The following is a 22,416-nucleotide window of genomic DNA, read 5'->3' as shown; positions in this document are numbered from 1 at the left end:
ATACAATATATATTATTATATAATATCTTTTCATATTTTATAAGCAACAAGAGGTCTGACATGCTCCAAGCCCAGGTCGCCAGCTTCTTTCATACGGACACGTCCACGTTCACCTACGTGGTTTATGCCGAAGATCAACGCGAATGCGCCATCATTGACTCGGTGCTGGACTACGACGCCGCCTCCGGCCGCAGCAGCACCGTGTCTGCCCAGAAGGTCGTGGACTTTGTGCGCCAGCATCAGCTGGAGGTGCAATGGATTCTGGAAACCCATGCCCATGCCGACCACCTGTCCGCTGCGGTGTGGCTGCAAGAACAGGTGGGCGGGAAAATAGCCATTGGCGAACACATCAAGCAAGTGCAGTCCACGTTCAGTCGCATCTTTAATATAGAGTCCGAGATTCAGGCCAACGGCACACCCTTCGATACGCTGTTCAAGGATCAGGAACCGTTCCAGATCGGTGCCATTCAGGTGCAGGCTCTGCACGTGCCCGGTCATACCCCGGCAGATATGGCCTATCACGTTCAAGGTCTGGGCGTATTTGTGGGCGACACCTTGTTCCTGCCCGATGTCGGTACCGCCCGTTGCGACTTTCCGGGTGGCAGCGCCAGCCAGCTTTATGAATCCATCCAGCGCCTGCTAGCCCTGCCCGCAGATACGGTCTTGTTCATGTGCCACGATTATCCGCCTGAAGGACGGGAGCCCCAGTTCCACTGCACGGTTCAGGAGCAGAAGGACAGCAACATCCACGTACACGACGGCATCAGCCAGAAACAGTTTTGCGAGCGCCGCCACGCACGCGATAAAACCCTGAGCATGCCGCGTCTGATCCTGCCTTCCATTCAAGTCAATATCCGCGCCGGACACTTTCCCGAACCAGAAAGCAATGGTCAGATCTATCTGAAACTGCCCGTCAATCTGCTTTGAATACGACTGTTTTTTGCGTCCGGGCAGACACAGGCTCGGACGTAGAAAAACTTTTAAGGCTCAGCCTGCGTATACTGCCCTTTTCTGCACCCTGAACTTCAGAAGGAAATAACAGGCATGACTTACGTGGCCATCAAACACTTGCACATGACAGCCGCCGGGCTGAGCATTTTGTTTTTCATTATTCGGGCCTTTTGGTCAGTCAGCGGATCATCCTGTTTGCAGAATCGCTTTGTGCGCATTGCCCCGCATGTCATCGATACCGTCTTGCTGGTCTGTGGTCTGGCGCTGGCCGGCATGTTGGGCGCAGCCGCCAACCAGCCCTGGCTGCTGACCAAGATTGTGCTGCTGGTGGTCTACATCGTGGTAGGCAGCTATGCCATCAAGCGCGGTAAAACCGCCTTTAGCCGCGGCGTGGCAGCCCTGATTGCGATTGCCATCTTTGCCTATATCGTAGGCGTGGCGCTGAATCGCAGCCCGGCGTCCTGGTTCGTCTAAGCCAGTAGCCCACATACAAAAAAAGCCCCCACGCTACGCCTTCGGCTTGCTGCCCCCCGAGGGAGAGCTTTTTGTCTTGGGACGGCCCGGCGACAAAAAAAGCCCCCACGCTACGCCTTCGGCTTGCTGCCCCCCGAGGGGGAGTTTTTGTCTTGGGACGGTCCGGCGACAAAAAAGCCCCTGTCAGTGAAAGTTATCTTCCACTGACAGGGGCTTTTTACATACCTGTCTTACCAGACACCTATCCAACGCTGTACCAGCAAACTGCTGACCGCCACCGCGATCCAGACTCCCAAGCCCAGCAAGGCAGGCCGCACGCCGGCTCGGGCCATCACACGCAAGTCCGAACACAAACCAATAGCAGCCAGGGCCAGCACCATCAGGAACTCAGCCAGAAAACGCAGGGGTTCCAGCCACTCCACCGGCACCCAACCCAGCGAGCGCAGAGCCGAGGCCACCATGAACCAGACGATGAACCAGGGGAACACACGCATCAAGTCAAAGTCCCGACCAGCCTGACGCGAACGCCACACTTCCAGACCCGCCAGAATCAGGCAAATCGGGATGATCAAGGTTGCCCGAGTCAACTTGACGATAGTGGCGTGGTCACCCGCCTGACGGCTGTAGCTATAGCCTGCAGCCACTACCGAAGACGTATCGTTGATGGCGGTTCCCGCCCACACCCCAAAACCTGCGTCCGACATATTCATCATGTGACCGGCCAAGGGGAAAATCAGCACAGCCACAATATTGAAGATAAAGATGGTGGAAATCGCCAGTGCGGTTTCATGTTCCTCAGGCTTGAGAATGGGCGTGACGGCTGCAATGGCCGAGCCACCACAAATCGCTGTCCCCACCCCAATCAAGGTGCGCAGCTTGGAAGGAATCCCCAAGGCTCGGCCCAGCACCAGCGCCGTCACAAACGCCACCGTCAAGGTCACCAGGGTCACCGCCAGCGAATCCATACCGGTACGCATCACTTGCGGCAGGCTCAAACCAAAACCCAGACCAATAATCGACCACTGCAACAACACCTTGGACGAAAAGCGCAAACCGGGCTGAAACACCGTAGCCACGCCCATGCTGTTACGCAGTACCATGCCCAAGACAATCGCAAAAACCGGACCGCCAATCAAAGGCCACACTTTGCCCAGGCCCATAGCCGCAACACCTACGGCCACCGCCAGTAAAAAACCCCACCAACGCGACGGCTTCAGAGAGAAACCCGATTTGCCCTGTGCCTTCAGGGTCGTGCTTCCTGCTGGTAAATCGGTCACACTGCTCATCTCGTCATTCCAGATATGTAATAAGTAAAAGTAATTTTAGGTTGACCCCGAGTATTAAAAAATTCATTATTACTTATCGTAAGTATCAATTTTATTTATCATGAATGCGATCAGCATCAGACAACTGGAAGTGTTCGTAGGCATTGCCACCTTGGGCACCGTGCGTGCTTGCGCAGCCCAGATTCACTTGTCCCAACCCGCCGCCAGCATGGCCTTGGCCGAACTGGAAAAGCAGCTGGACTGTCCCCTGTTTGAACGCACGCCGGGGCGCATGCAACTGACCAGCCGCGGCAAGCAATTGCTGCCGCACGCTCGCGAAATTCTGGAGCGCCTGCGGGAGATGCAAAGCCAGCAGGAAGAAAGCGAGTTGCGTGGTGAAATCCGCATCGGGGCCAGCAATACCGTCGGCAACTATCTGATTGGGGATCTGGTGGGGCAGTTTGTGCGCCAGCACCCGCGCGTGTCCCTGCATGTGTCCGTGGACAACACGGCCAACATCATCAATCAATTGCTGGAACATGGCTGCGACATTGCCTGCGTGGAAGGCCCGGTCAATCACCCTCAGTTGGAAACCTGGATCTGGCGCGAAGATGCGCTGGTCGTCTGCGCCGCCCCTGATCACCCGCTGGCTACCAAGGCCACCTTGGAAAAACAGGACTTTGCGGGCATGAGCTGGATCATGCGCGAACGTGGCTCGGCCTCCCGAGCGCTGACCGAACAAGCCTTGAATGTGCTGCCCGGCGGCCATGTGCTGATGGAGCTGGGTCAGGTAGAAGCCATCAAACAGGCGGTCATCGCCGGACTGGGCCTGGCTTGCCTGCCACAGGCAGCTACCCTGGATGCTGTTGCCAATCAGCGACTACGCATCCTGGACACCCCTTTTCTGGATTTGAAGCGCCGCCTGTCCCTGGTCCTGCATAAAGAACGCTACCGTAGCCAGGTGTTAAGCGCTTTTGCGGAACATGTACACAGCCCGGAGTCCGGTTCAAGCGCATCGGAAACTTGACGCAAGTTTGCATTCTGATGATGGTTGACACCCGCAGCAATGCTATTCTTGCTGCAGTGCAGCACAAACAGAAGGGACCATAAGTCCCGCTCTCCTGCCCACCTCTTGAACCGAGTGATGCCATGAACACTGTTCCTACGCCACAAGCGCAAGATGTCCCCGCTTTTGCCCGCCCCTCTTATTTGCCACCCTACGAAACGGTAGCCCTGGTATTGCAAGGCGGCGGCGCTTTGGGAGCCTATCAAGCCGGTGTATATGAAGGTTTGCTGGAAGCAGGAATCGAGCCAGACTGTTTATCCGGGATTTCGATTGGGGCCTTGAACACCGCGATTATTGCGGGCAATCCCCCCGAGCGGCAGGTAGAACGCCTGCGGGAGTTCTGGAATACCATTTGCGAGCCCTACTATGGCTGGTCCAGCCCAGCCTGCCTGGAGCGTGCCCTCTTTGGTATCAACGATGTCATGCGTGAGGCCATCAGCGCCTTCAATGCCAGCAACGCCCTGGTCTTGGGACAGCGTGGCTTTTTCCGCCCCCGTTTCCCCCCTCCAATGCAAGCCACACCGGGCGTGCCCGAAGGTGCCAGCTATTACGACACCAGCGCCCTGAAAGACACGCTGGAACGTTTATGTGACTTTGATCGCATCAACGACAAGCGTCAGCGCATCTCGGTAGGTGCGGTCAATGTAGGCACGGGCAACTTTGTTTACTTTGACAACCATCGCACCACCTTGCGAGCCGAACACTTCATGGCCTCGGGTGCCCTGCCTCCGGCTTTTGCCCCCGTGGAAATTGATGGTCAGTATTACTGGGACGGCGGTCTGGTTTCCAATACGCCGCTCTCTTATGTGCTGGATCAGTCACCCCGCCGGGACACCCTGGTGTTTCAAGTGGATTTGTGGAGTGCGCGTGGCCCGGTACCCAACAATATGGGTGAAGTCAGCGACCGCTTGAACGAGATCCGCTACTCCAGCCGTACCCGTATGGTGACCGAGGACATGCGTCATTCGCAGTACATGCGTCATATCCTGTCAGAGCTGCTCACCCTGATCCCCGAAGATCAACGCAAAGACCTGTTGCCGTGCCGCCTGGCCGAAGAGCTGGCCAGCAACAAGCGCTACAACGTGGTGCACCTGATTTACCGCAACCAGCCCTACGAGCAGCACTACAAGGACTATCAGTTTGGTCGCATGACCATGCGCGAGCACTGGCGTAGCGGTCTGGATGATATTCGCCAGACGCTGATCCATCGAGACAAGCTGAACATGCCGGAGAACCTGGCCGGCTTCACCACCTACGACGTGCACCGCGACGAAATCGAAAAACGGCTGGCCAACAACGGCAAGTAAGCCAGCCTGTGCCGGGACTTAGCGGCGGCTCAAGACCATCGCGCCGCTGAGTACAAAGGCCGTACCCAGCAATTGCATGAGCGTAATCGGTTCCCCCAGAAACCAGTTCGCCAGAAACAGAACCGAAACTGGGCCAATCAGCCCCATTTGAGCACTCATGGGTGCGCCTATGCGCTCCACCGCCCACATTGTCATAAAGGTCGGCAAAACCGTATTGCAGACGGCGTGAATCATGGACAGGCCATAGACCGGCGCAGGCTGCACCAGCCCCTGCCAGCCCAGCACGGCAAAAAAGTGAATCAGGGTGTAGACCGCCGAGAAGGACATGGCATAAGCCACCAGCCGTGTAGAACCAATGGCCTTGAGCAGCTCGCCCGAACCAATCAGGTAGATGGCATAGGAAATGGCCGAACCCAACACGCAAAGCGCACCCAGCAGCACATCATCGCCGGTCAGGCTCAAGTCCTGCACAAAGACCAGCCCTACCCCTAAATAGGCCAGCGCCAGAGCCAGCCATTGTTTGGGCAGAATGCGTCGTTTCAGAAAGATGGCGGAGAACATCAGCACAAAGGTAGGCGACAAAAACAGAATCAGCCGCTCCAGCCCTGCCGAAATATATTCAAGGCCGATAAAGTCCAGCAAACTGGCCAGGTAATAGCCCAGAAAGCCCAGCACCACCAGCTCCAGCTTCTGACGACCAGTCAGTGCGGCCAGCTTGCCCTGCCGTACTTTCTTCACTTGCCAAAGGGCAATAGCCAGAAAGAAAGGCAGCGACAAGAGCATTCGAAAGCCAATAACGGTCAAGGCGTTGACATCGTATTGGTAGGTCAGCTTGGCAACCACCGCTTTGGCGGAGAAAAGAATAGAGCCGCCCCCCGACAGGGCCAGTCCAATTAAAAAGGAACTGCGCTGCGCACTGGAGCTTTGACTAGCTTGCATGGGAATTCATCACTTTGCAGGGCGACACCGTCAGCACAAGAGCTGCTGGCCCCAGCGAAAAAAAGAGTCAACAAGCCGTCGATTCTACTCTTTGCTTCTGGCAGCGGCCACGTTGACCCTGCCAATATTGCAGCCAATGACCCACTAGAGTGCACGACTCTCCAAAACCGAATATCGCGAATGACACGATGTCGAGCCAACTCCCCAATAAAGACAAGGACTTAGCCTGCCCGCCCGTGAAAACAGCACCAACATGCCAAAACTTTTGTGCTGTTCCTCCATGAAAACTTGCACATTTCACAAAATACATGCTATATTCTTTTTCTCTGGTCCCCGATAGCTCAGTCGGTAGAGCGACGGACTGTTAATCCGCAGGTCCCAGGTTCGAGCCCTGGTCGGGGAGCCAAGAAAACCATTGAAATCAGCCCATAGCATTTGCTTTGGGCTGATTTTTTTTGTCCCTGCAAAACGCGTCTGTCCGATAACGACGCAGCAGCGCCATTAACATTTGGACAAACAAAATCCTTCAGCCGAAAAGACAGCGGGACTGCATGTTGATGCAGCCCCGCTGTGGCTCTTTTCCCCTGACCTAGCCCCTGCCCGGGCCGATGCCGCCGCTGCTAACGCACTACGTCGACCCGGAGCTGGCAGAATCAGTCAGAAAGATCAGAAACGGTGCGTGATACCGACCGTGGCAACCGTGCTCTTCAGATCGCTGTAGTAGCCGATGTTGCGAGCGTAGGAGCCAATCGCGTACAGATTGGTGCGCTTGGACAGGTTGTGCAGGTAGCCAGCGCTAAATACGTGCTGGGTCTTGGCATCATCAGTACTGCGCGGAGTCGAGCGTGGATCAGCCATGGTCCAGGAAGCCAGAACCGAGCCGGCCTTGCCTGCAGGAACTGTCACGCCCAGCGCGTAGGAGTTAACCTTCAGGTCTTTGTGCAGTCCGGGACCAAACTGTTCGGTTTGCAGCGAGCCACCGATGTAACCATTACGGCTTTGGCCAAAAGCAGCGTGCAAGGTAGCAAAGCTGAATTTGTAGCTGGCAGCCAGGTTCCAGGCGCTGACATTGCCGCTTTCAGCCGCAACCAGGTTGCCGCCTTGCTCACGAGCCGAACCATAACGGGCCTGGTCAAAGCTCAAGGCCGCTTTCAAAGGACCATTGGTGTAACGCATGGCCACGCTAAAGGCTTTCACGTTAGCGTCGTCGCTGTTGATGGCATTGCCAGTCAAACCGCTACGATCCCACTTTTGTGCGCCGTTGGTGTTGAAAGAATAGCCAGCACCGAACTGGAAGCCGGAGAACTCGGGGCTCTGGTAGGCGACCATATTGTCGTAACGAACCGTGTTGGCCGCATCAAATGCAGCGCCCACGCCGTACTGGTAGCCGTTGCCACCAAAGGGACTGGCTACACCGGCAACGTACAGGGAAGTCACAGTGGTTTGACGACCCAGATCCACACGACCCCAGGATTCGCCGCTCAGGCCCAAGGTGGCTTGACGACCAAACAAGCGGTTCTGGCGCATATTGCCATCGCTCAGATCAAAGCCGCTTTCCAGCATGAAGTTGGCTTTCAGACCGCCACCCAGATCTTCACTGCCCATCAGGCCCCAGCGGTTACCCATCCAGCCCTGATCGTACAGACCAAAACGACTTTGTTTTTCTGCGCCGCCTTTCAGGTCGCTCCCTTTCCACTGCTCGTAGCCCAGGCCTGTATCCACCACGCCGTACAAGGTCACGTTCGATGCGGCGTATGCGGGAACCGCCAACACAGGCATCAACATGGCTGCCAAGATAGTTTTTTTCATGTTCTCTGTTCTCTGTAAACGTCTGAATGCCGGATTTCTTATCGTTGTCCGGCTCTTGATCAAGTGCTGGGTCCCACCGCCTGAAAAGCTGATTTCCCGACGTCAATCCCCTGCACCCCCTCCTATTTCTTGAAGCAAAACTGCTCAACAGATCAGCCCTGAAACAGGGATGAAAGGGGCTTGATAGTTGAGGCACATATACTGCAAGCATTTATATTTCAGACATAAACAATATTGGTGTCAATAAACCGAATCCAGCGTGTTTACTGGGTTTCATACGCATTTTCCCTAGTTTTTCACCTACAGAGAATTCAGCAAAAAATGAGCTAAACGGTCGCAAAGCCAATAAACAAAAGGCTTGCAACCATTTGCTACAAAGCGGGCTCATGAGCCTTATTGACCAGACGGTATGTTCCCAATGAAAAAATCAGGATTTACGCCTATTGCCAAGGCCGTATCCGGTTTTGCGTATATGAAAATACATTTCTCAAAAAATACCTCTTTACAATCTCGATAGCCCTACCCTATAATTATTTTCTTTGCTGGTCCCCGATAGCTCAGTCGGTAGAGCGACGGACTGTTAATCCGCAGGTCCCAGGTTCGAGCCCTGGTCGGGGAGCCAAAAATACAAAAGCCCAGCTACGCAAGTAGCTGGGCTTTTCTACGTCTGGCCTCATGAAAAAAGCCTCTTGATTGCTCAAGAGGCCTTGTCTGCAAGATCACTATCCAGAATCGCTTACTTGGCTCCTGCGGGTGTAATGCTGATCTCATACGGCACAAAGTTCTCCACTTCCAGCAGATCCTTGGCCAACAAATCAACACGCTCGCCATTCATCACAGCAGTCGCCCCCGTCACCACCACTCGCAAATTCTGATCGCAAGCGATTTCGTTATACCAATAACCAGTGGCATAGCGATCGGCACTGGAACTTCCAAAATCGTCCACCTCGATCACATCCTCGGCCACCAGCTTATTGTTCTTCTTGCTTAGCACCTGAATATGAACCCTCAGTTGCTGCACCGGCTCCATTTGGGAATCAAAAGTAAAGTTCGCAGCGCACATTCCCTGATTCGCAAAGACCGTATCGGAATGCCACATCTGCACCGCCTGTGCCTGGCCAGCCATCAAACTACCCAGCAGCATGGCCCCTGCAGCCAGCTTCACACTTTTACGAAAATCCACATTGCCCTCTCTTTTACAATAGACGCCCAAGCGCTCTTATACACAAAAAAGAGAATGACCGCTGTGTTTGCAACATACGCTTCCAGAAACGTCCAGTTTGCAACACTGAAGTATTTCACTCCATAGGCTGCGTAACTGGCGATAATGCAGCATCCTGATTTCTATCCCGGTCTGTCGCGCCGGAATCTGCCGATTATTTCGCTGCTTGCACTCTTTTATGCTTGATACTCTTTTCCCCTTTTTAGGGGGGCTTGGCCTTTTCCTGATTGGCATGATGCTGCTGTCCGAAGGACTGGTGGCTTTTGCGGGTGGTTCTCTCAAGCAGATCCTGCTGGCGTTTACCGGCAGGCCCATCAAGGCCTTTGTTTCCGGCGCCCTGATTACCGCACTGGCCCAATCCTCTACCGCCACCACCGTCACACTGATTGGTTTTGTCAGTGCGGGCCTGATCTCCTTTACACAAGCCATAGGCGTAGTCATCGGTGCCAGTCTGGGCAATACCGCCACCGGCTGGATCATCTCTGGCCTGGGGCTGAAAGTGAATCTGGGCTTTTACACCCTGCCGTTGATAGGCTTGGGTGCCCTGCTCAAACTGCTGGCCCCCGGTCGCTATAAAGAGCTGGGTCGGGCACTGGCAGGCTTTGGCACTCTGTTTCTTGGATTGGGCATGCTGCAAGACGGCATGCAAGGGCTGGCAGCCAGCTTCAGCCTGGCCCATATGCCGACAGGAGGCTATGGCGCACACTTGTTGATCATGCTGACTGGCCTGGCTCTAACCACCGTGCTGCAATCCTCGACCGCCGCAATCGCCATGACCTTGACCGCATTGGATGCCGGTGCCGTCAGCTTTGACCAGGCCGCCGCCATTGTCGTGGGTGCCTCCATAGGCACCACCCTGACCGGCGTACTGGTTGCGATCGGTGGCACCATTTACGCCAAACGCACGGCCATTGCCTACATTCTGTTCAACGTTATTGCCGGTCTATTGGGGCTGCTGATCCTGCCCTTGTTCCTGAAAACCATGTACGCCACAGGCTCCTACATCAACATTCCTCCCGGTGCATTGGGACTGGCGGCCTTTCACAGCCTGTTCATCGGCCTGGGGGCTGCCTTGTGCCTGCCCTTTACCCAGCAGTTTGCTCGCTGGGTACAAGGCCTGGTACCCGACCGGGCTGCCCGCCCCCAGCACCATCTGGACGACAGCTTGCTGCAAGTACCGGCCCTGGCCCTGGAAACCACACAACGCACCCTGGAAGAGTTGGCCCAGCGCCTGCTGAACCTGTATCAGCACAGTCTGAACATGAGCCGCCCCAGCACCGCCACTGCCGACCTGCAGCAAATCGAGACAGTCCTGGATCAAGCCTACGAATTTGTATTACGCATCCCCAGCGCTGCCGATGATCCCGCCGTTGCCGCCCGTATCAGCGCGCTCTTGCACACCATTGACCACATGCAGCGCCTGCGCAGCCGGCTGCAACATCCGCCCAGCACGGACCTGCAGGACAATCGTTACCAGCAAGCCCAAACCCTGGCCACAGAGCTAAATACCCTGGCGCAGCAAGGCCTGCACGGACAAGCCCCTGGTGATTGGCTGGAGCAAGTACAAGCCAGAGCCCAGGCCCTGGCTGATTTGTTAAGCGCCGTTCGCAGTCAGCTTCTAGCCGCACCACAAGGCCATGATGATGTCTCACGCACCTTGCGCATCACAGACACCCATCGCTGGTTCGAACGCAGCAGCCAGCATGTCTGGCGCAGCAGCTATTACTTGCAGCTGGCTCGCCAACCGGAGCAATAAGCCCCAAGCCCATGCATCAACCCGGCTGGCGCCGCTACCCGCAAGCAGGCGCCCCCAGCTTACCCTTCATACTTAAAGCAGCTTTTGGGACTCTCCTGCCGCGCAAAACTCATATGACAAGAATATGCAAAACAAGCGTGTTTTAAAGCCCACAGAAACCCAATAAACAGATACCAAGATTCACGCTCATAGTAAGGATTCCCCCTTACAATCGGCTCAAATTCACGCTAATGGAAAAACTCCATGTCCACCCGGCCAAATCTACAATTCCATACCTTTTTGCTTTTGCTGGCCGCTGTATCCGCTGCCTTTGTCTGGATACTTCTTCCCTTTTATGGGGCCGTATTCTGGGGTGCCGTTCTGGCTATCTTGTTTACCCCTTTGCAACGCAAACTGCTGGCTAAAACCAAAGGCCGGCGGTCTCTATCTGCCCTGATCAGTTTGCTGGTCATCATTTTGATCGTCATTATTCCGGTCATCCTGATTTCCATTTCCCTGGTTCAACAAATCGCCTCTTTGTACGATTTGATGAATAGCGGTCAGCTCAATCCGGGCGCCTACCTGCAAAAAATACTGAATGCCCTGCCCCCTAGCGTGACGGATTTTGCCGCTCGTTTTGGTCTGCATGACTTTGCATCCCTGCAAGAGAAGTTCTCTGAGTTTGCCGTGCAAGGCGGCCAGTTCCTGACGAAACAAGCCCTGAACGTCGGCCAGAACACCTTCCAGTTCCTGGTCAGCCTGGGCATCATGCTGTACATGCTGTTCTTCCTGCTGCGCGATGGCGTGGAGTTGGGTCGTCATTACCGCCAGTTGATCCCTCTGAGCGAGGGCCAGAAAACCCATCTGTTCCGCAAATTCACCACTGTGGTACGCGCTACCGTCAAAGGCAATATCGCTGTGGCAGCCACCCAAGGTGCGCTGGGCGGGGTCATGTTCTGGTTCCTGGACATTCAAGGCGCACTGTTCTGGGGTGTGCTGATGGCCGTGCTGTCCTTGCTGCCTGCCGTGGGCGCCTCGCTGATCTGGGCTCCGGTTGCCATCTACTTCTTTGTCTCGGGCCACTACGTTCCCGGCATCATCCTGACCGCCTTTGGTATTTTGGTAATCGGCCTGGTAGACAACCTGCTGCGCCCCCTGCTGGTGGGTAAAGACACCAAGATTCCGGACTACGTGATCCTGATCTCCACCCTGGGCGGCTTGTCGATTTTCGGCCTGAACGGCTTTGTGATTGGCCCGCTGATCGCCGCCATGTTCATTGCCTGCTGGGACCTGTTCCCTTCGGCCGTCAGCGCCCGCGTGGAAGCGGAAGAGCAAGAAAGCAACGGCAAATAAAAACAGGCCAGCTTTGCGGCTGGCCTGCCAATAGTCCAAGCAAGCAATCCCAGGGCCTGTTCCATGCTTGATCAAAAGCACAGAACAGGCCCTTCTTCATTTCATCAAGTCCGCAGCACGGGCAGGAACACAATCCAGATATTGACGGCCAAGGCCAGGAACCACACCAGCGAACGCAAGGTGGCCTTGTCCATTATGTACATCAGCAAATACAGCATGCGCAGCACAATCCAGGAAATCATCAGGTTTTGCACGCGCAAGGCGTCCGCCCCCGACCACAAAGCCAACAAGACAGCCGCGTAAAAGAACGGTAAGGCCTCAAACGCATTGGCCTGCGCCGCATTGGCCCGACCACGCCAGCCCGACAGGCTGGCCAGCCACGGACGAGGCTCATGATTCGTAAAGCCCGCCCCACCGGCTTTGGCACAAATCGCCGCCAACCAAGGCAAGAAAGCCGCTACCACCAAACTGATCTTGATCCCCAGCATCATCGTCCCCTTCACAGGCTGAAAACGCCCAACATAGCACGCCGCAGCCCAAATGCGTGCGCAGAATTTACAAACCCGAAAAAAACAGGATATACTTATCGTCTTAGGTTAGCCGATGTAGCTCAGTCGGTAGAGCAGCTCATTCGTAATGAGAAGGTCGAGGGTTCGATTCCTTTCATCGGCACCAGCTAATCTAAAACCATTGAAATAAAATAATCAATAATTTAATCGAATCAATGGTTTAGCTTCCTGACATCCGAAGCAATTAATCGCCCGCTTTCAGCTATTCCACATAGACGGCCCCAAAAAGCCCCACGACTGGCCTCATGCAAATAGGCATATGGCAAGCAATGCCAAACATGCAGCGGCCATAGCAAGCCAGCCCAGAAACCGTTAGGTTTCTCCGCTCACCAACATACCATTGCCGAGCTGAGAACAAAAAAAATAAACCCCCAGGCTCGAAAGCCGGGGGGATCAGTACTCCAAGCCCACATCGGTAGCGTTTTTATAACTTCACGGCCCGACCACTTGGCTGACATGCTCCGGAATATTCCAGGCGCCCCCAGCGCGAATCAGAGCACAACGCCCGGTGTCGCCGCGTTCACTTTCAACAAAGTCGGTTCCATCCCAGACCGATGCCTCGTAACTCCAGCAATCGCCCAAACCCCGCCCCTTCATGCTGGACGAGATCATGCCATTATCGTAATCAGTGGCGCTGGTACTCACTAACACCGGAGCAGACTGCATATTGTTATTGATCACAAAATAGGCTGCCCCACCGTTATAAGCGGCTAACCAGCAAGGCGCGCCAACCAGGGAAAACTGCTGATTCAATCGTGCGATTTCCCATGGCTCGGACAGCATGTCAGCGCTACAGGATTGCTCTTCATCAGCGGCAAGTACCTTCAACAGCACAGGCCTTATCAAGGCGTCCTCTTGCGCTGTCATGGGGCGCAAGCTTTTATCAACTACCGGTGCACGGTTGATAACTGGCGCAGCAATAGGTGCCTTGACCGTAGACTCGCTGCCCTTCCCTTTACGCAGAATAGCCCCTGGCGTATTGACACGTCCTTGAACGTCATCCATTTTCAACAAGACGGCACTTGAACCTGCCCCCGAGAATGCATAAGTGCTGCCATTCCCACGAAAGGAAATTACGGCGTCTTTTTTCAAGGCTGCCAAAAACTGGGCTAACTGCGCCTCACTCATTTGCCAAGACTCATCCCCCGCGACACTCAGTGAACCAGCTTTACGGCCCGCAATAACAAGTTCTGGCAATGAGTCTTTTGGCCACTCGGGATCGTCGTAGTGTGCAAGCATGACTCTATTTGCCACCGGCTCTCCACTGCCCGCTTTACGCGTCAATAACACCGTTGAACCCAGCTCCTCACCATCAGCCGCATACCCGGCGGCGCGGCAGGTTAGCGTGTTATCGCAACGTAGATCCCAGTCTTTATGAGAAAACGTCACTGAAGCGGCATTAGCCGCTGCACCTCCCATACAAAGCACTAGCGATATGGCGGCTGTTCGTACTGAAAAAAACGCACTGTGATCTTGTTTTTGCCCGCTCATTTTCTCTCCTCCCTAAGGTGTTATCTGGATACACAGCACATATTACGTCGCGGCAACGCTAAATGCGTTTTCCCAAGTCCATGTCAGAAAACCACATTAAACGTCTGACAGCCTGTGTTCGTGACATTATTCTGTTCAATCGTCCCCTTGTAAGGCTTGTCGCTATCTGGCTAAGCCACAGGCACCTGGCTCGCCCTGTTTCCGTTTGTGCTCGTGTCAATCCTCTGTATAGAGTGCAGACGGAAAAACCATGCAATGTTTATCAAACGATAGATAATCAAACCTCATCCACGTCGAGTAAATTCTGATGCGCAAATATCTGAACCCTATTGCAGTTGTCTTGCTCAGTTTCCTCGCCGTTGCCAGCCACGCGGCTTCTCCGGACTTTTCCGTCACGACTGAAGATCTTAAAAAGCTGCGCTCGACCTCCGTCATGCCACGCGAAGCGAATCCCTCGGCAGCCACACCCAAAGATCCGGCCAAGGACTCGGAGTTCAGCAGAAACTTCCAGAAGGCGATGAACAATGAGGAAAAGGCACGCCAAGCGGCACGAGAACAGCAACTGGAGCGCAACCGCCTGCCCCAGCTTGAGCAGAACAGAAACCCGGCCAATCGCTTCGGCCCGCCCAACAACAAGAAAGAAAATATGGGGATTTATTTTGATGCCGACGGTACCGCGGCTACCTCTTGCCGAGAGGACGAGCTAGGAAAGACTCGTTGCAAGGTACGTGAGCTGAAGTAGCCCCCCAGTCCAAGCCTGTAATTCGCACGCTACTTTCAGGGGCAAGCCTTGATTGCTTGTCATGGTTGATAGACTAGCCAGAGGTATAAGCCTAGATACGCATCCAGGGCGGTGACAACAAGCTCATCCGCTATCGCGCTCGTGCCGAATATAAGCACGTAGAACTGAAGACCATTACAGGTCAGAACAGCGTGTCTATGCCATGGTTTTCCTGTATCTTGGATTCAAACGAACAGAGGGGGCATTCGCCCCCTCTATGCTGTTTGGTCTGACTGGAAGCCCGTACGAACATAAGCACTGACGGACCAACGAACTCAGTTCAAAAACTCATCCACCAACTCAATCCAATGCTTGACTGCAGTCCGACCTGCTCCATTCAAATGATTCCCGCAGGCCATATTGGCCGTGACAATCAGGTCAGGCTTGCTGCTTTCCAGCGCATCCATCTTGCGATCCCGCAGGCGTCCTGCGATCTCGGGCTGAGTCAATGAATAGGTGCCCGCCGAGCCGCAGCACAAATGGCTATCCGGCACGGCGCCCAGATCAAAACCCAGACGAGTCAGCACGGTCTCAACTCGCCCCCCCAGTTTTTGCGCATGCTGCAAAGTACACGGACAATGGAAAGCCAGGCGTGGGCGGGTTTGCGTGTTCAGGCATTCTTCCAAAGGCTGCTCTTCCAGCACTTCGACCAGATCCTTGGCCAGTTCACTGACGCGGCGAGCGCGCTCGGCGTAGGCCGGATCGTTCTTGAACAGGTCCACGTACTCTTTCACAAAAGCGCCGCAACCGCTGGAGGTCTGCACAATCGCCACAGCTCCCTGTTCGATCTGCGGCCACCAGGCGTCGATATTGCGACGCGCCTGCTCCAGGCCCTGTTCTTGCGCACCCAAGTGAAAAGACGAAGCGCCACAGCAGCCTGCCTGAGCGATGGGCGTCACGCTGATGCCCAAGCGATCCAACACCCGGGCCGTCGCAGCATTAATGGAAGGCGCCATGGCTGGCTGAACACAGCCTTCCAGCATCAGGACACGCTTGCTGTGCCGCTGTGCGGGTCGTGTCAAATCCGCATTTTGCTTGGGCGGGATTTTTTCCTGTAAAGAAGATGGCAGCAAGGGACGCATGGTTCGCGCTACCCCCAGCAAGGCACTGACTCGAGCAGGCTCTGGCAAAATCTGCGTCAGTGCGACTCGCATGGCACGGTCCTTCAAGGGACGCTTTACTTTGGGCTCCAGTGCGGCCCGACCTATATCCAGCAAGTTGTGATACTTCACCCCCGAAGGACAGGTGGTTTCACAATTGCGGCAGCTCAGGCAACGATCCAGGTGATGCTGGGTCAGCTCCGAGGTCGCTTTGCCTTCCAGGAACATCTTGATCAGGTATATCCGGCCACGAGGGCCGTCCAGCTCGTTGCCCTGGTCCAGATAAGTCGGACAGGTGGCATTGCAAAACCCACAATGCACACAGGAGCGCAAAATAGCTTCAGCTTGCTCGGCTTGCGGTAGTTGCTGAGCCCATGGTGTCAGTTGTGTTTGCATGTGGACTCCGCCGAAGGAAAGAGACGACCTGGATTAAAAATGGCAGCAGGATCCAGCTGTTGTTTCAAACGCTGATGCCATATCAACAAGGACTCGGGCAAGACATCCTGCCCTGCACCTGATCCGGACCAGCAACGGGCATGCCCTTTCAAAGCTTGAGCCTGCGCGTGAATCTGCTCGGCAGCAGCATCGGACTTCAGCCACAGCTGTGTCCCACCCCAATCCACCAGAACCTGGCCGGGCCATGTTTGCACTGGGGCATCGACTGGCAAGGCGATCCGCCACAAGGTGCCGGGTTGCTTGAAGAACTCCAGGCGCTGCTCGCACAAATCGTCCCAATAGGACAAGTCCAAAGCCTCCCCACCGATTTGCTCTTGAGCCAATTGCACCGAGCTGTCGCCACCTTCCAGACGCAAATGCAAACGTCCGTCCTGCCAGGCTGCGCCCGTAATGGGACGGCTTTGGTCACGCCAACTGCGCAATAAACCGGCGATTTCCTGCTGGGCTACCTCCAGAACCAGGCTGGCACGGCTACGTGGGCGCGGCAAGACTTTGAAAGACACCTCGGTAATCACACCCAAAGAACCCTGTGCGCCGACCATCAGCCGCGATACGTCATAACCGGCGACGTTCTTCATGACCTGGCCACCAAAACGCATATGTGTGCCCATGCCACTGATCAAACGGCAGCCCAGTACATAATCTCGTAATGAGCCTACCCAGGGACGACGCGGTCCCGACAGACCACAGGCGGTGGCTCCACCAACAGTGGCGCGGCCATCAAACAGAGGCGGCTCAAAAGGCAGGCATTGGCCTTGCTCGTTCAAGATCGTTTCCAGCGCTTGCACGGAAGTCCCGGCACGCACCGTGACGACCAATTCCGCCGGATCGTAATCGACCACCCCTTCATGGCCTGCCAGGCTCAGCTCTTGCCCCTGCACGGCTTTGCCTAAAAAAGCTTTGGTATTGCCGCCTTGCAAACGCAAGGGGGTTTTAGTGGTCAGGGCTTGCTGGACCTGCTCCAGCAATTCAGCGCTGCGATCCTGATTTTTATGTTCTACGGTACTCATCAGAAGCGCTCCAACTCTGGGAAAGGCAATTGCCCGTGATGGATGTGCATGCCGCCCATTTCTGCACAGCGATGCAAAGTAGGAATGTTCTTGCCGGGATTCAGCATGGTTTTGGGATCAAAGGCAGCTTTGATCGCATGGAAAAACTGCAGCTCGTCTTCATTGAACTGCACACACATCTGATTGATTTTTTCTCGGCCTACGCCGTGCTCGCCAGTAATTGTGCCGCCTACTTCCACGCACAATTCCAGAATTTTGCCACCCAAGGCTTCGGCGCGTTCCAGCTCGCCGGGCTGATTCGCATCGAACAGAATCAGCGGGTGCATATTGCCATCGCCCGCATGAAACACGTTGGCGACGCGCAGGCCGTACTCTTCGGAAAGCTCGGCGGTTTTCTTCAGCACATAAGCCAACTGACGACGCGGAATGGTGCCGTCCATGCAGTAATAGTCGGGAGAAATCCGGCCTACAGCGGGAAAGGCGTTTTTACGACCGGCCCAGAAGCGTTGTCGCTCCTGCTCGTCCCGCGCAACCCGCACTTCTTGCGCGCCGGCCTTGAAAAGAACCTGCTCAACACGAGCCACATCGTCCTGCACGTCTTCCAAAGCGCCATCAATCTCGCAAAGCAAGATCGCTTGTGCATCAACAGGATAGCCAGCGTGGATAAAGTCCTCGGCTGCGCGGATGGACATTTGATCCATCATCTCCAGCCCTGCCGGCACAATGCCTTGGGCAATAATCTGGGCCACGGCATCAGCTGCTTTTTCCACTTCGTCAAAGCTGGCCAGCAGCACCACCGTACAGGGGGGACGTGCCAGCAACTTGACGGTAATTTCCGTGACTACCCCCAGCATTCCTTCGGAACCCGTAAACAGGGCCATCAAATCAAAGCCGGGCGTATCCAGAGCTTCGGAGCCCAGAATCAATCGTTCGCCTGTGACGGTAATCACTTCCAGGCGCAGGATATTGTGTACGGTCAGACCATATTTCAGGCAGTGCACACCACCCGCGTTTTCCGCTACGTTGCCACCAATTGAACAGGCAATCTGCGAAGACGGGTCCGGTGCGTAATACAAGCCAAAGGGTTGGGCCGCCTGAGAGATCGCGATATTACGCACGCCGGGCTGAACGCGAGCAATCCCGGCTACGGGGTCCAGATCCAGAATCTGGTTCAAGCGCGCCATCACCAGCAAAATGCCCTGCTCCAAAGGCATGGCACCGCCCGACAAGCCGGTACCCGCACCACGGGCCACCACCGGCACGCCGACTTCGTGAGCCAAGCGCATCACGGCCTGTACCTGCTCCACATTACGGGGCAAAACGACCAGCAAGGGTTTGGCGCGATAAACACTCAGTCCATCGCACTCGTAAGGATGCAGTTGCTCATCAGTGTGCAGCACATCCAGGCCGGGAATATCATCACGCAAACGGCTAAGCAGCTGCATCCTGTCCACGCGGGGCAGCACACCGTCCAGTTTTTCGTCGTAGCGCAAGCTCATGACGCCTCCTGTCTTTTAAAGTCTCCTGAAACGGATGGTCTTTGATGCGGGCTGGCTTGTCCAGCCGTCAGGCTACTGGTCCGACCAGTTTTTACCCTAAGAGAGTATTAGGGTTTATCTTTATACTTATAAATCAGACAGATAGATAATCAGCTTGTTATCATTTCCACAGGCATACAACTGGTCTGACCACGAATGAAAATGCAGGAACCCAAGCGTTTGGAAGTCACCGCCGAGCTGGTCGCCCAACGCATCGAAACTTTTATTATGGATGGCGTCCTGAAACCGGGACAAGTCCTGCCCTCCGAGCGGCAACTGACGCAAAGGCTGGCGGTGTCCCGATCTGCCCTGCGCGAAGGGCTACAAATCCTGCGCGTGCGCGGCTTGATTGAAACCCGGCATGGCAAAGGTTCCTTTGTCGCCAACCTGATTGATTCAGCCGTCAGCAAGCCGCTGGAGCACCTGCTTCAAGCGCAAGGGCGCACTCTATATGACTTGCTGGAAGTGCGTGAGCTGCTGGAAAGCGAGGCGGCTCAACTAGCCGCCTCCAGGGGGACGGAAGCCGATCACATCATGATACGACGACGCTTTCAGGAACTGGAGGATCTGCAAATGCAGGATGCAGCGCCTGAACAGGTTGCGCGGGCAGATCATGCTTTTCATGCGGCAATCTGTGAGGCCTCGCACAACCCGGTGCTGGTACATATGATCAGCCTGTTCAACGATTTGATGTTATCTACGGTGCGCGTGTCCGTGCAGCACCTGTATCCCGACCATGACTCCAAACGCAGGTTGGACAGACAACATGCGCGTTTATGCAATGCCGTCACGCAAGGCCAAGCTGACTTGGCCCGACGCGCCGCCAAAGAACATATCGATGGGATACGACGACAACTACAGGAGATGGAGGCCAAACAGCTGCGCCTGGAACATGCCCGGCAACGTCTGAATGGCCTTTAGTTCTTTGACTTACTTCGCCAACAGATTGGCCAGCATATAACCTGATCCGGCCCCCGTCCCTGCACCGGGCCAGGTCGAGGCGCCGCACAAATACAGATCCTTGATCGGCGTCTTGTATTTGGAGTAACCGGCCACTGGACGGAAGAAGAAGTTCTGATCCAGATGGTGGCTGCCCGAGAGGTTATCACCGCCAATCAAGTTCGCATTGAACTGCTCCAGATCCTGGGGCGACATGATATGGCGGGCCAGGATCTTGCTACGCAGGCCCGGCGCATAACTTTCAAGCAGATCCAGGACGCGCTCTGCATATGCATCCTTAAGCTGCGACCAATCGCCAGCGGCAATCTTGCCAGAAGCGTCGCCTTTGACTTGGGCTGGCAGCACACGCACTTGAATCCACAAAGTATGTTTCCCCTCCGGGGCGCGCGAAGGATCCAGTGCTGTACCTTGTCCAACCACAAGAACTGGCTCGGCAGGCAATAAACCTGCAGCTGCTTCGGCATAGACGCGGCTCATCATGGCCATATCGGGTGCCAGATGGACGTAGGAGAAACGCTGCAGCTCGGTGCCAGCTGTCCAATCAGGCAAGCCATCCAGAGCCAAATGGATCATCATGGTGCCTAAACCGGGGCGGAAGGCATCGACTTTCTTCTGATAATCTTTGGGAACGGTAGCAGACTGCACCAGACGACCAAAGACGAGCTGAGGATTCAGATTCGCGATGACCGCCTTGCGTGCCTTCAAGCGGCGACCGTCGGCCAAAACAACACCACTGGCGCGACCATTCTCTTGTTCAACTGTCTGCACGGGGGCATTCAACAGCAGCTCACCGCCCAACTCCTGCAGCAAGCTCGTCATGGCACGGATAATCGTGTCAGCACCGCCCTGCCCGATCACCATGCCGAAGGCTTGGTTGGCCATGGACTCCAGATAAGGAAACAAGGCACCGCCTGCTGTGTCTGGTGTGAAATCCACATGCAGCCCCCAGGCTGCCATCATGGCTTTCACTGAGTCGCTCTCGAAATGGCGGTCCAGAAAGTCACGAGGCGTCGCCAGCAGCAATTGCATCAGCTCTGCAACGCCATCCTTGCCCAGCTCCCGCCAGCTCTTCCAGGCGCTTTTCATCAGGCCCCACGAAGGCATAGGGCTACCGAGCACAGCAAACAGATGGGGAGCCTTGCTCTGGAAGTCATCTAGCATGGCTTGCCAAGCCTGAGCGTCCTTCTCAGAAACAGCTCGAATACGCCTTAAGGTCGTTTCCAGGTCTGTACTGACGCCCAAATAACTTTGATCCCGGAACACGCTGGCAAAGCAATGCTCTGCAGGGACGAATGCCAAGCCATGGCGAGCCAAAGCTTCTTTATGGCGCTGGAAGAACGCAGAGCCTGCGAAGGAGGACAAGTTCATGGCGCACACATCATGCTTGAAGCCTGGCAAGGTCAACTCCTGAGTGCTGACCGCACCACCTGCCGAGCTTTTGGCTTCCACAACCTGAACTTTCCAGCCTTTACTGGCCAGTTCAACCGCTGCTGCCAAGCCGTTGTGCCCTGCCCCAACCACAATCGCGTCTACTACTGTCTCTGCACCCACGGGCAACTCCTTTAGCTCTAAAGTATTTACCCATATTCTACGGCGCAAAGAGAAAACTGAGTAGGAATTTCAGGAGGATCAGGGAGGACGAATACAGGCAGTGACTAAGTACGCTACAGCCCTAAGCTAAGGAGACAGATGTCGGCAGTTGCAGGCGCCAATCTTGGTAGACAAAGCTGATTGGTGCGAAAAGCTCAGCTGCTAATGCTACGAGCGCGAAGAGTAGAGCGACCACTCTGCAGCGATGATCCAGCCACGTTGTCTGCAACTAAAGCATTAAACGCGCTATGCGCACCAATCATAGAGCAGGCCCCCCTCATGCCGATCAGAGTCACTACCCGGGGCAATCAGCAGCAGCAGAAGAAGAAGAAGAGGAAGAAGAAGAAGAAGAAGAAGAAGAAGTGGTCTGTCGCCGCGTCTCAACAACAAACAATCGGCACAGCAAGAGTAGAACGACCGAGCATTCTGAAGGTAAACAGCGACGCATTGTCCGTCAATCCTATGGTGCCGGGACAGAATGTCATGACCAACCTACTAGACTTAGGCCAAACGGCGTCGGTAAGAACACGCAATACACGCAGCCCGGAACGGGCCAGGAGGGGTGGCGGTGCGCCTGAACCGGGCGGTCCAGGGTCAGGCCTTCGAGCAATCCGAGACAGGCCGGTAGCCTGCGCTTTTGTCGCCGCCTAAAACAAAACCCCCGCAAGGGATGCTTGCGGGGGTTTTGAGGAATAAGAGCTTGACGATGACCTACTTTCACAGACGTCCGTCCACTATCATCGGCGCAAAGGCGTTTCACAGTCCTGTTCGGGATGGGAAGGTGTGGGACCACCTTGCTA

The 22,416-nt window shown here is 55.3% G+C and carries 18 protein-coding genes, 3 tRNA genes and 1 rRNA gene; 11 read left to right on the top strand and 11 right to left on the bottom strand.

Going from position 1 to position 22,416, the window contains the following annotated elements; all coding sequences use genetic code 11:
* The first annotated feature begins 60 nt into the window (after window positions 1–60).
* Entirely contained in the window at window positions 61–927 is an 867-nt protein-coding gene (locus M2Q46_RS00110; protein WP_115634895.1) for an MBL fold metallo-hydrolase, read from the top strand.
* A 117-nt stretch (window positions 928–1,044) separates the two neighbouring features.
* The gene (locus M2Q46_RS00105) at window positions 1,045–1,425 is read left to right on the top strand and encodes a SirB2 family protein (protein ID WP_060186835.1); all 381 of its coding nucleotides are present in this window, start codon (window positions 1,045–1,047) and stop codon (window positions 1,423–1,425) included.
* 230 nt (window positions 1,426–1,655) lie between these two features.
* On the opposite strand, the gene M2Q46_RS00100 is transcribed toward M2Q46_RS00105, so the two are convergent.
* Window positions 1,656–2,711, bottom strand: a complete 1,056-nt coding sequence (locus M2Q46_RS00100; RefSeq protein WP_026484582.1) for a YeiH family protein — start codon at window positions 2,709–2,711, stop codon at window positions 1,656–1,658.
* A gap of 100 nt (window positions 2,712–2,811) precedes the next feature.
* On the opposite strand from M2Q46_RS00100, the gene M2Q46_RS00095 reads away from it, so the two are divergent.
* A complete protein-coding gene (locus tag M2Q46_RS00095; RefSeq protein ID WP_035268980.1) occupies window positions 2,812–3,717 on the top strand; it encodes a LysR family transcriptional regulator in 906 nt (301 codons plus the stop codon).
* 122 nt (window positions 3,718–3,839) lie between these two features.
* Window positions 3,840–5,063, top strand: coding sequence for a patatin-like phospholipase family protein (locus M2Q46_RS00090; RefSeq protein WP_026484584.1), 1,224 nt, complete (start codon window positions 3,840–3,842; stop codon window positions 5,061–5,063).
* Between the two features lie 18 nt (window positions 5,064–5,081).
* On the opposite strand, the gene M2Q46_RS00085 is transcribed toward M2Q46_RS00090, so the two are convergent.
* Window positions 5,082–6,002 (bottom strand): DMT family transporter, encoded by a 921-nt coding sequence (locus M2Q46_RS00085; RefSeq protein WP_026484585.1) that lies wholly within the window; start codon window positions 6,000–6,002, stop codon window positions 5,082–5,084.
* A gap of 330 nt (window positions 6,003–6,332) precedes the next feature.
* Here M2Q46_RS00085 and M2Q46_RS00080 point away from each other — a divergent pair.
* A tRNA-Asn gene (locus M2Q46_RS00080) sits at window positions 6,333–6,408 on the top strand.
* Window positions 6,409–6,668: 260 nt separating this feature from the next.
* Here the strand turns inward: M2Q46_RS00080 and M2Q46_RS00075 are convergent.
* A complete protein-coding gene (locus tag M2Q46_RS00075; protein ID WP_035268974.1) occupies window positions 6,669–7,811 on the bottom strand; it encodes a porin in 1,143 nt (380 codons plus the stop codon).
* A gap of 546 nt (window positions 7,812–8,357) precedes the next feature.
* Between M2Q46_RS00075 and M2Q46_RS00070 the strand changes: the two genes are divergently transcribed.
* Window positions 8,358–8,433, top strand: a tRNA-Asn gene (locus M2Q46_RS00070).
* 114 nt (window positions 8,434–8,547) lie between these two features.
* On the opposite strand, the gene M2Q46_RS00065 is transcribed toward M2Q46_RS00070, so the two are convergent.
* Window positions 8,548–8,994 (bottom strand): IrmA family protein, encoded by a 447-nt coding sequence (locus M2Q46_RS00065; RefSeq protein WP_035268971.1) that lies wholly within the window; start codon window positions 8,992–8,994, stop codon window positions 8,548–8,550.
* 217 nt (window positions 8,995–9,211) lie between these two features.
* Here M2Q46_RS00065 and M2Q46_RS00060 point away from each other — a divergent pair, with 217 nt between their 5' ends.
* Entirely contained in the window at window positions 9,212–10,789 is a 1,578-nt protein-coding gene (locus M2Q46_RS00060; protein WP_302356145.1) for a Na/Pi cotransporter family protein, read from the top strand.
* 243 nt (window positions 10,790–11,032) lie between these two features.
* Window positions 11,033–12,121, top strand: a complete 1,089-nt coding sequence (locus M2Q46_RS00055; protein ID WP_035268966.1) for an AI-2E family transporter — start codon at window positions 11,033–11,035, stop codon at window positions 12,119–12,121.
* A 104-nt stretch (window positions 12,122–12,225) separates the two neighbouring features.
* On the opposite strand, the gene M2Q46_RS00050 is transcribed toward M2Q46_RS00055, so the two are convergent.
* Window positions 12,226–12,609 carry an MAPEG family protein gene (locus M2Q46_RS00050; protein WP_302357033.1) on the bottom strand — a complete coding sequence of 128 codons (384 nt, stop codon included), beginning with the start codon at window positions 12,607–12,609 and terminating at the stop codon, window positions 12,226–12,228.
* A gap of 111 nt (window positions 12,610–12,720) precedes the next feature.
* Between M2Q46_RS00050 and M2Q46_RS00045 the strand changes: the two genes are divergently transcribed.
* Window positions 12,721–12,796 (top strand) — tRNA-Thr (locus M2Q46_RS00045).
* Between the two features lie 326 nt (window positions 12,797–13,122).
* On the opposite strand, the gene M2Q46_RS00040 is transcribed toward M2Q46_RS00045, so the two are convergent.
* Window positions 13,123–14,181 carry a DUF1176 domain-containing protein gene (locus M2Q46_RS00040; RefSeq protein ID WP_226349710.1) on the bottom strand — a complete coding sequence of 353 codons (1,059 nt, stop codon included), beginning with the start codon at window positions 14,179–14,181 and terminating at the stop codon, window positions 13,123–13,125.
* Between the two features lie 307 nt (window positions 14,182–14,488).
* On the opposite strand from M2Q46_RS00040, the gene M2Q46_RS00035 reads away from it, so the two are divergent.
* Window positions 14,489–14,923: a hypothetical protein gene (locus M2Q46_RS00035; protein WP_302356141.1), complete on the top strand. Its 435-nt coding sequence runs from the start codon at window positions 14,489–14,491 to the stop codon at window positions 14,921–14,923.
* Window positions 14,924–15,237: 314 nt separating this feature from the next.
* Here M2Q46_RS00035 and glcF read toward each other — a convergent pair whose 3' ends face one another.
* From glcF to glcD, 3 genes are read right to left on the bottom strand one after another with little or no spacing between them, the layout of a single operon-like run.
* The gene (gene glcF, locus M2Q46_RS00030; protein ID WP_302356139.1) at window positions 15,238–16,458 is read right to left on the bottom strand and encodes a glycolate oxidase subunit GlcF; all 1,221 of its coding nucleotides are present in this window, start codon (window positions 16,456–16,458) and stop codon (window positions 15,238–15,240) included.
* Window positions 16,443–17,528, bottom strand: a complete 1,086-nt coding sequence (gene glcE / locus M2Q46_RS00025) for a glycolate oxidase subunit GlcE (protein ID WP_052159231.1) — start codon at window positions 17,526–17,528, stop codon at window positions 16,443–16,445. Before glcE ends, glcF begins: the two co-directional genes overlap by 16 nt.
* Window positions 17,528–19,027 carry a glycolate oxidase subunit GlcD gene (gene glcD / locus M2Q46_RS00020; RefSeq protein WP_035268958.1) on the bottom strand — a complete coding sequence of 500 codons (1,500 nt, stop codon included), beginning with the start codon at window positions 19,025–19,027 and terminating at the stop codon, window positions 17,528–17,530. Before glcD ends, glcE begins: the two co-directional genes overlap by 1 nt.
* 195 nt (window positions 19,028–19,222) lie before the next feature.
* On the opposite strand from glcD, the gene glcC reads away from it, so the two are divergent.
* Window positions 19,223–19,987 (top strand): transcriptional regulator GlcC, encoded by a 765-nt coding sequence (gene glcC / locus M2Q46_RS00015; RefSeq protein WP_051316371.1) that lies wholly within the window; start codon window positions 19,223–19,225, stop codon window positions 19,985–19,987.
* 9 nt (window positions 19,988–19,996) lie between these two features.
* On the opposite strand, the gene M2Q46_RS00010 is transcribed toward glcC, so the two are convergent.
* Window positions 19,997–21,577, bottom strand: coding sequence for an NAD(P)/FAD-dependent oxidoreductase (locus M2Q46_RS00010; protein WP_302356135.1), 1,581 nt, complete (start codon window positions 21,575–21,577; stop codon window positions 19,997–19,999).
* Between the two features lie 737 nt (window positions 21,578–22,314).
* Window positions 22,315–22,416: ribosomal RNA gene (gene rrf / locus M2Q46_RS00005) — 5S ribosomal RNA — on the bottom strand; the annotation flags it as partial.

The sequence above is a fragment of the Alcaligenes sp. YSL9 genome, from assembly GCF_030515105.1.
GTDB classification, from domain to species: domain Bacteria; phylum Pseudomonadota; class Gammaproteobacteria; order Burkholderiales; family Burkholderiaceae_B; genus Alcaligenes; species Alcaligenes phenolicus.
This window is presented reverse-complemented; position numbering and strand designations above follow the sequence as displayed.

Coding starts and splice junctions, on each gene's coding strand:
- M2Q46_RS00110 (WP_115634895.1), top strand. CDS start 61: ATGCTCCAAGCCCAGGTCGCCAGCTTCTTTCATACGGACACGTCCACG.
- M2Q46_RS00105 (WP_060186835.1), top strand. CDS start 1,045: ATGACTTACGTGGCCATCAAACACTTGCACATGACAGCCGCCGGGCTG.
- M2Q46_RS00100 (WP_026484582.1), bottom strand. CDS start 2,711: ATGAGCAGTGTGACCGATTTACCAGCAGGAAGCACGACCCTGAAGGCA.
- M2Q46_RS00095 (WP_035268980.1), top strand. CDS start 2,812: ATGAATGCGATCAGCATCAGACAACTGGAAGTGTTCGTAGGCATTGCC.
- M2Q46_RS00090 (WP_026484584.1), top strand. CDS start 3,840: ATGAACACTGTTCCTACGCCACAAGCGCAAGATGTCCCCGCTTTTGCC.
- M2Q46_RS00085 (WP_026484585.1), bottom strand. CDS start 6,002: ATGCAAGCTAGTCAAAGCTCCAGTGCGCAGCGCAGTTCCTTTTTAATT.
- M2Q46_RS00075 (WP_035268974.1), bottom strand. CDS start 7,811: ATGAAAAAAACTATCTTGGCAGCCATGTTGATGCCTGTGTTGGCGGTT.
- M2Q46_RS00060 (WP_302356145.1), top strand. CDS start 9,212: ATGCTTGATACTCTTTTCCCCTTTTTAGGGGGGCTTGGCCTTTTCCTG.
- M2Q46_RS00055 (WP_035268966.1), top strand. CDS start 11,033: ATGTCCACCCGGCCAAATCTACAATTCCATACCTTTTTGCTTTTGCTG.
- M2Q46_RS00050 (WP_302357033.1), bottom strand. CDS start 12,609: ATGCTGGGGATCAAGATCAGTTTGGTGGTAGCGGCTTTCTTGCCTTGG.
- M2Q46_RS00040 (WP_226349710.1), bottom strand. CDS start 14,181: ATGAGCGGGCAAAAACAAGATCACAGTGCGTTTTTTTCAGTACGAACA.
- M2Q46_RS00035 (WP_302356141.1), top strand. CDS start 14,489: ATGCGCAAATATCTGAACCCTATTGCAGTTGTCTTGCTCAGTTTCCTC.
- glcF (WP_302356139.1), bottom strand. CDS start 16,458: ATGCAAACACAACTGACACCATGGGCTCAGCAACTACCGCAAGCCGAG.
- glcE (WP_052159231.1), bottom strand. CDS start 17,528: ATGAGTACCGTAGAACATAAAAATCAGGATCGCAGCGCTGAATTGCTG.
- glcD (WP_035268958.1), bottom strand. CDS start 19,027: ATGAGCTTGCGCTACGACGAAAAACTGGACGGTGTGCTGCCCCGCGTG.
- glcC (WP_051316371.1), top strand. CDS start 19,223: ATGAAAATGCAGGAACCCAAGCGTTTGGAAGTCACCGCCGAGCTGGTC.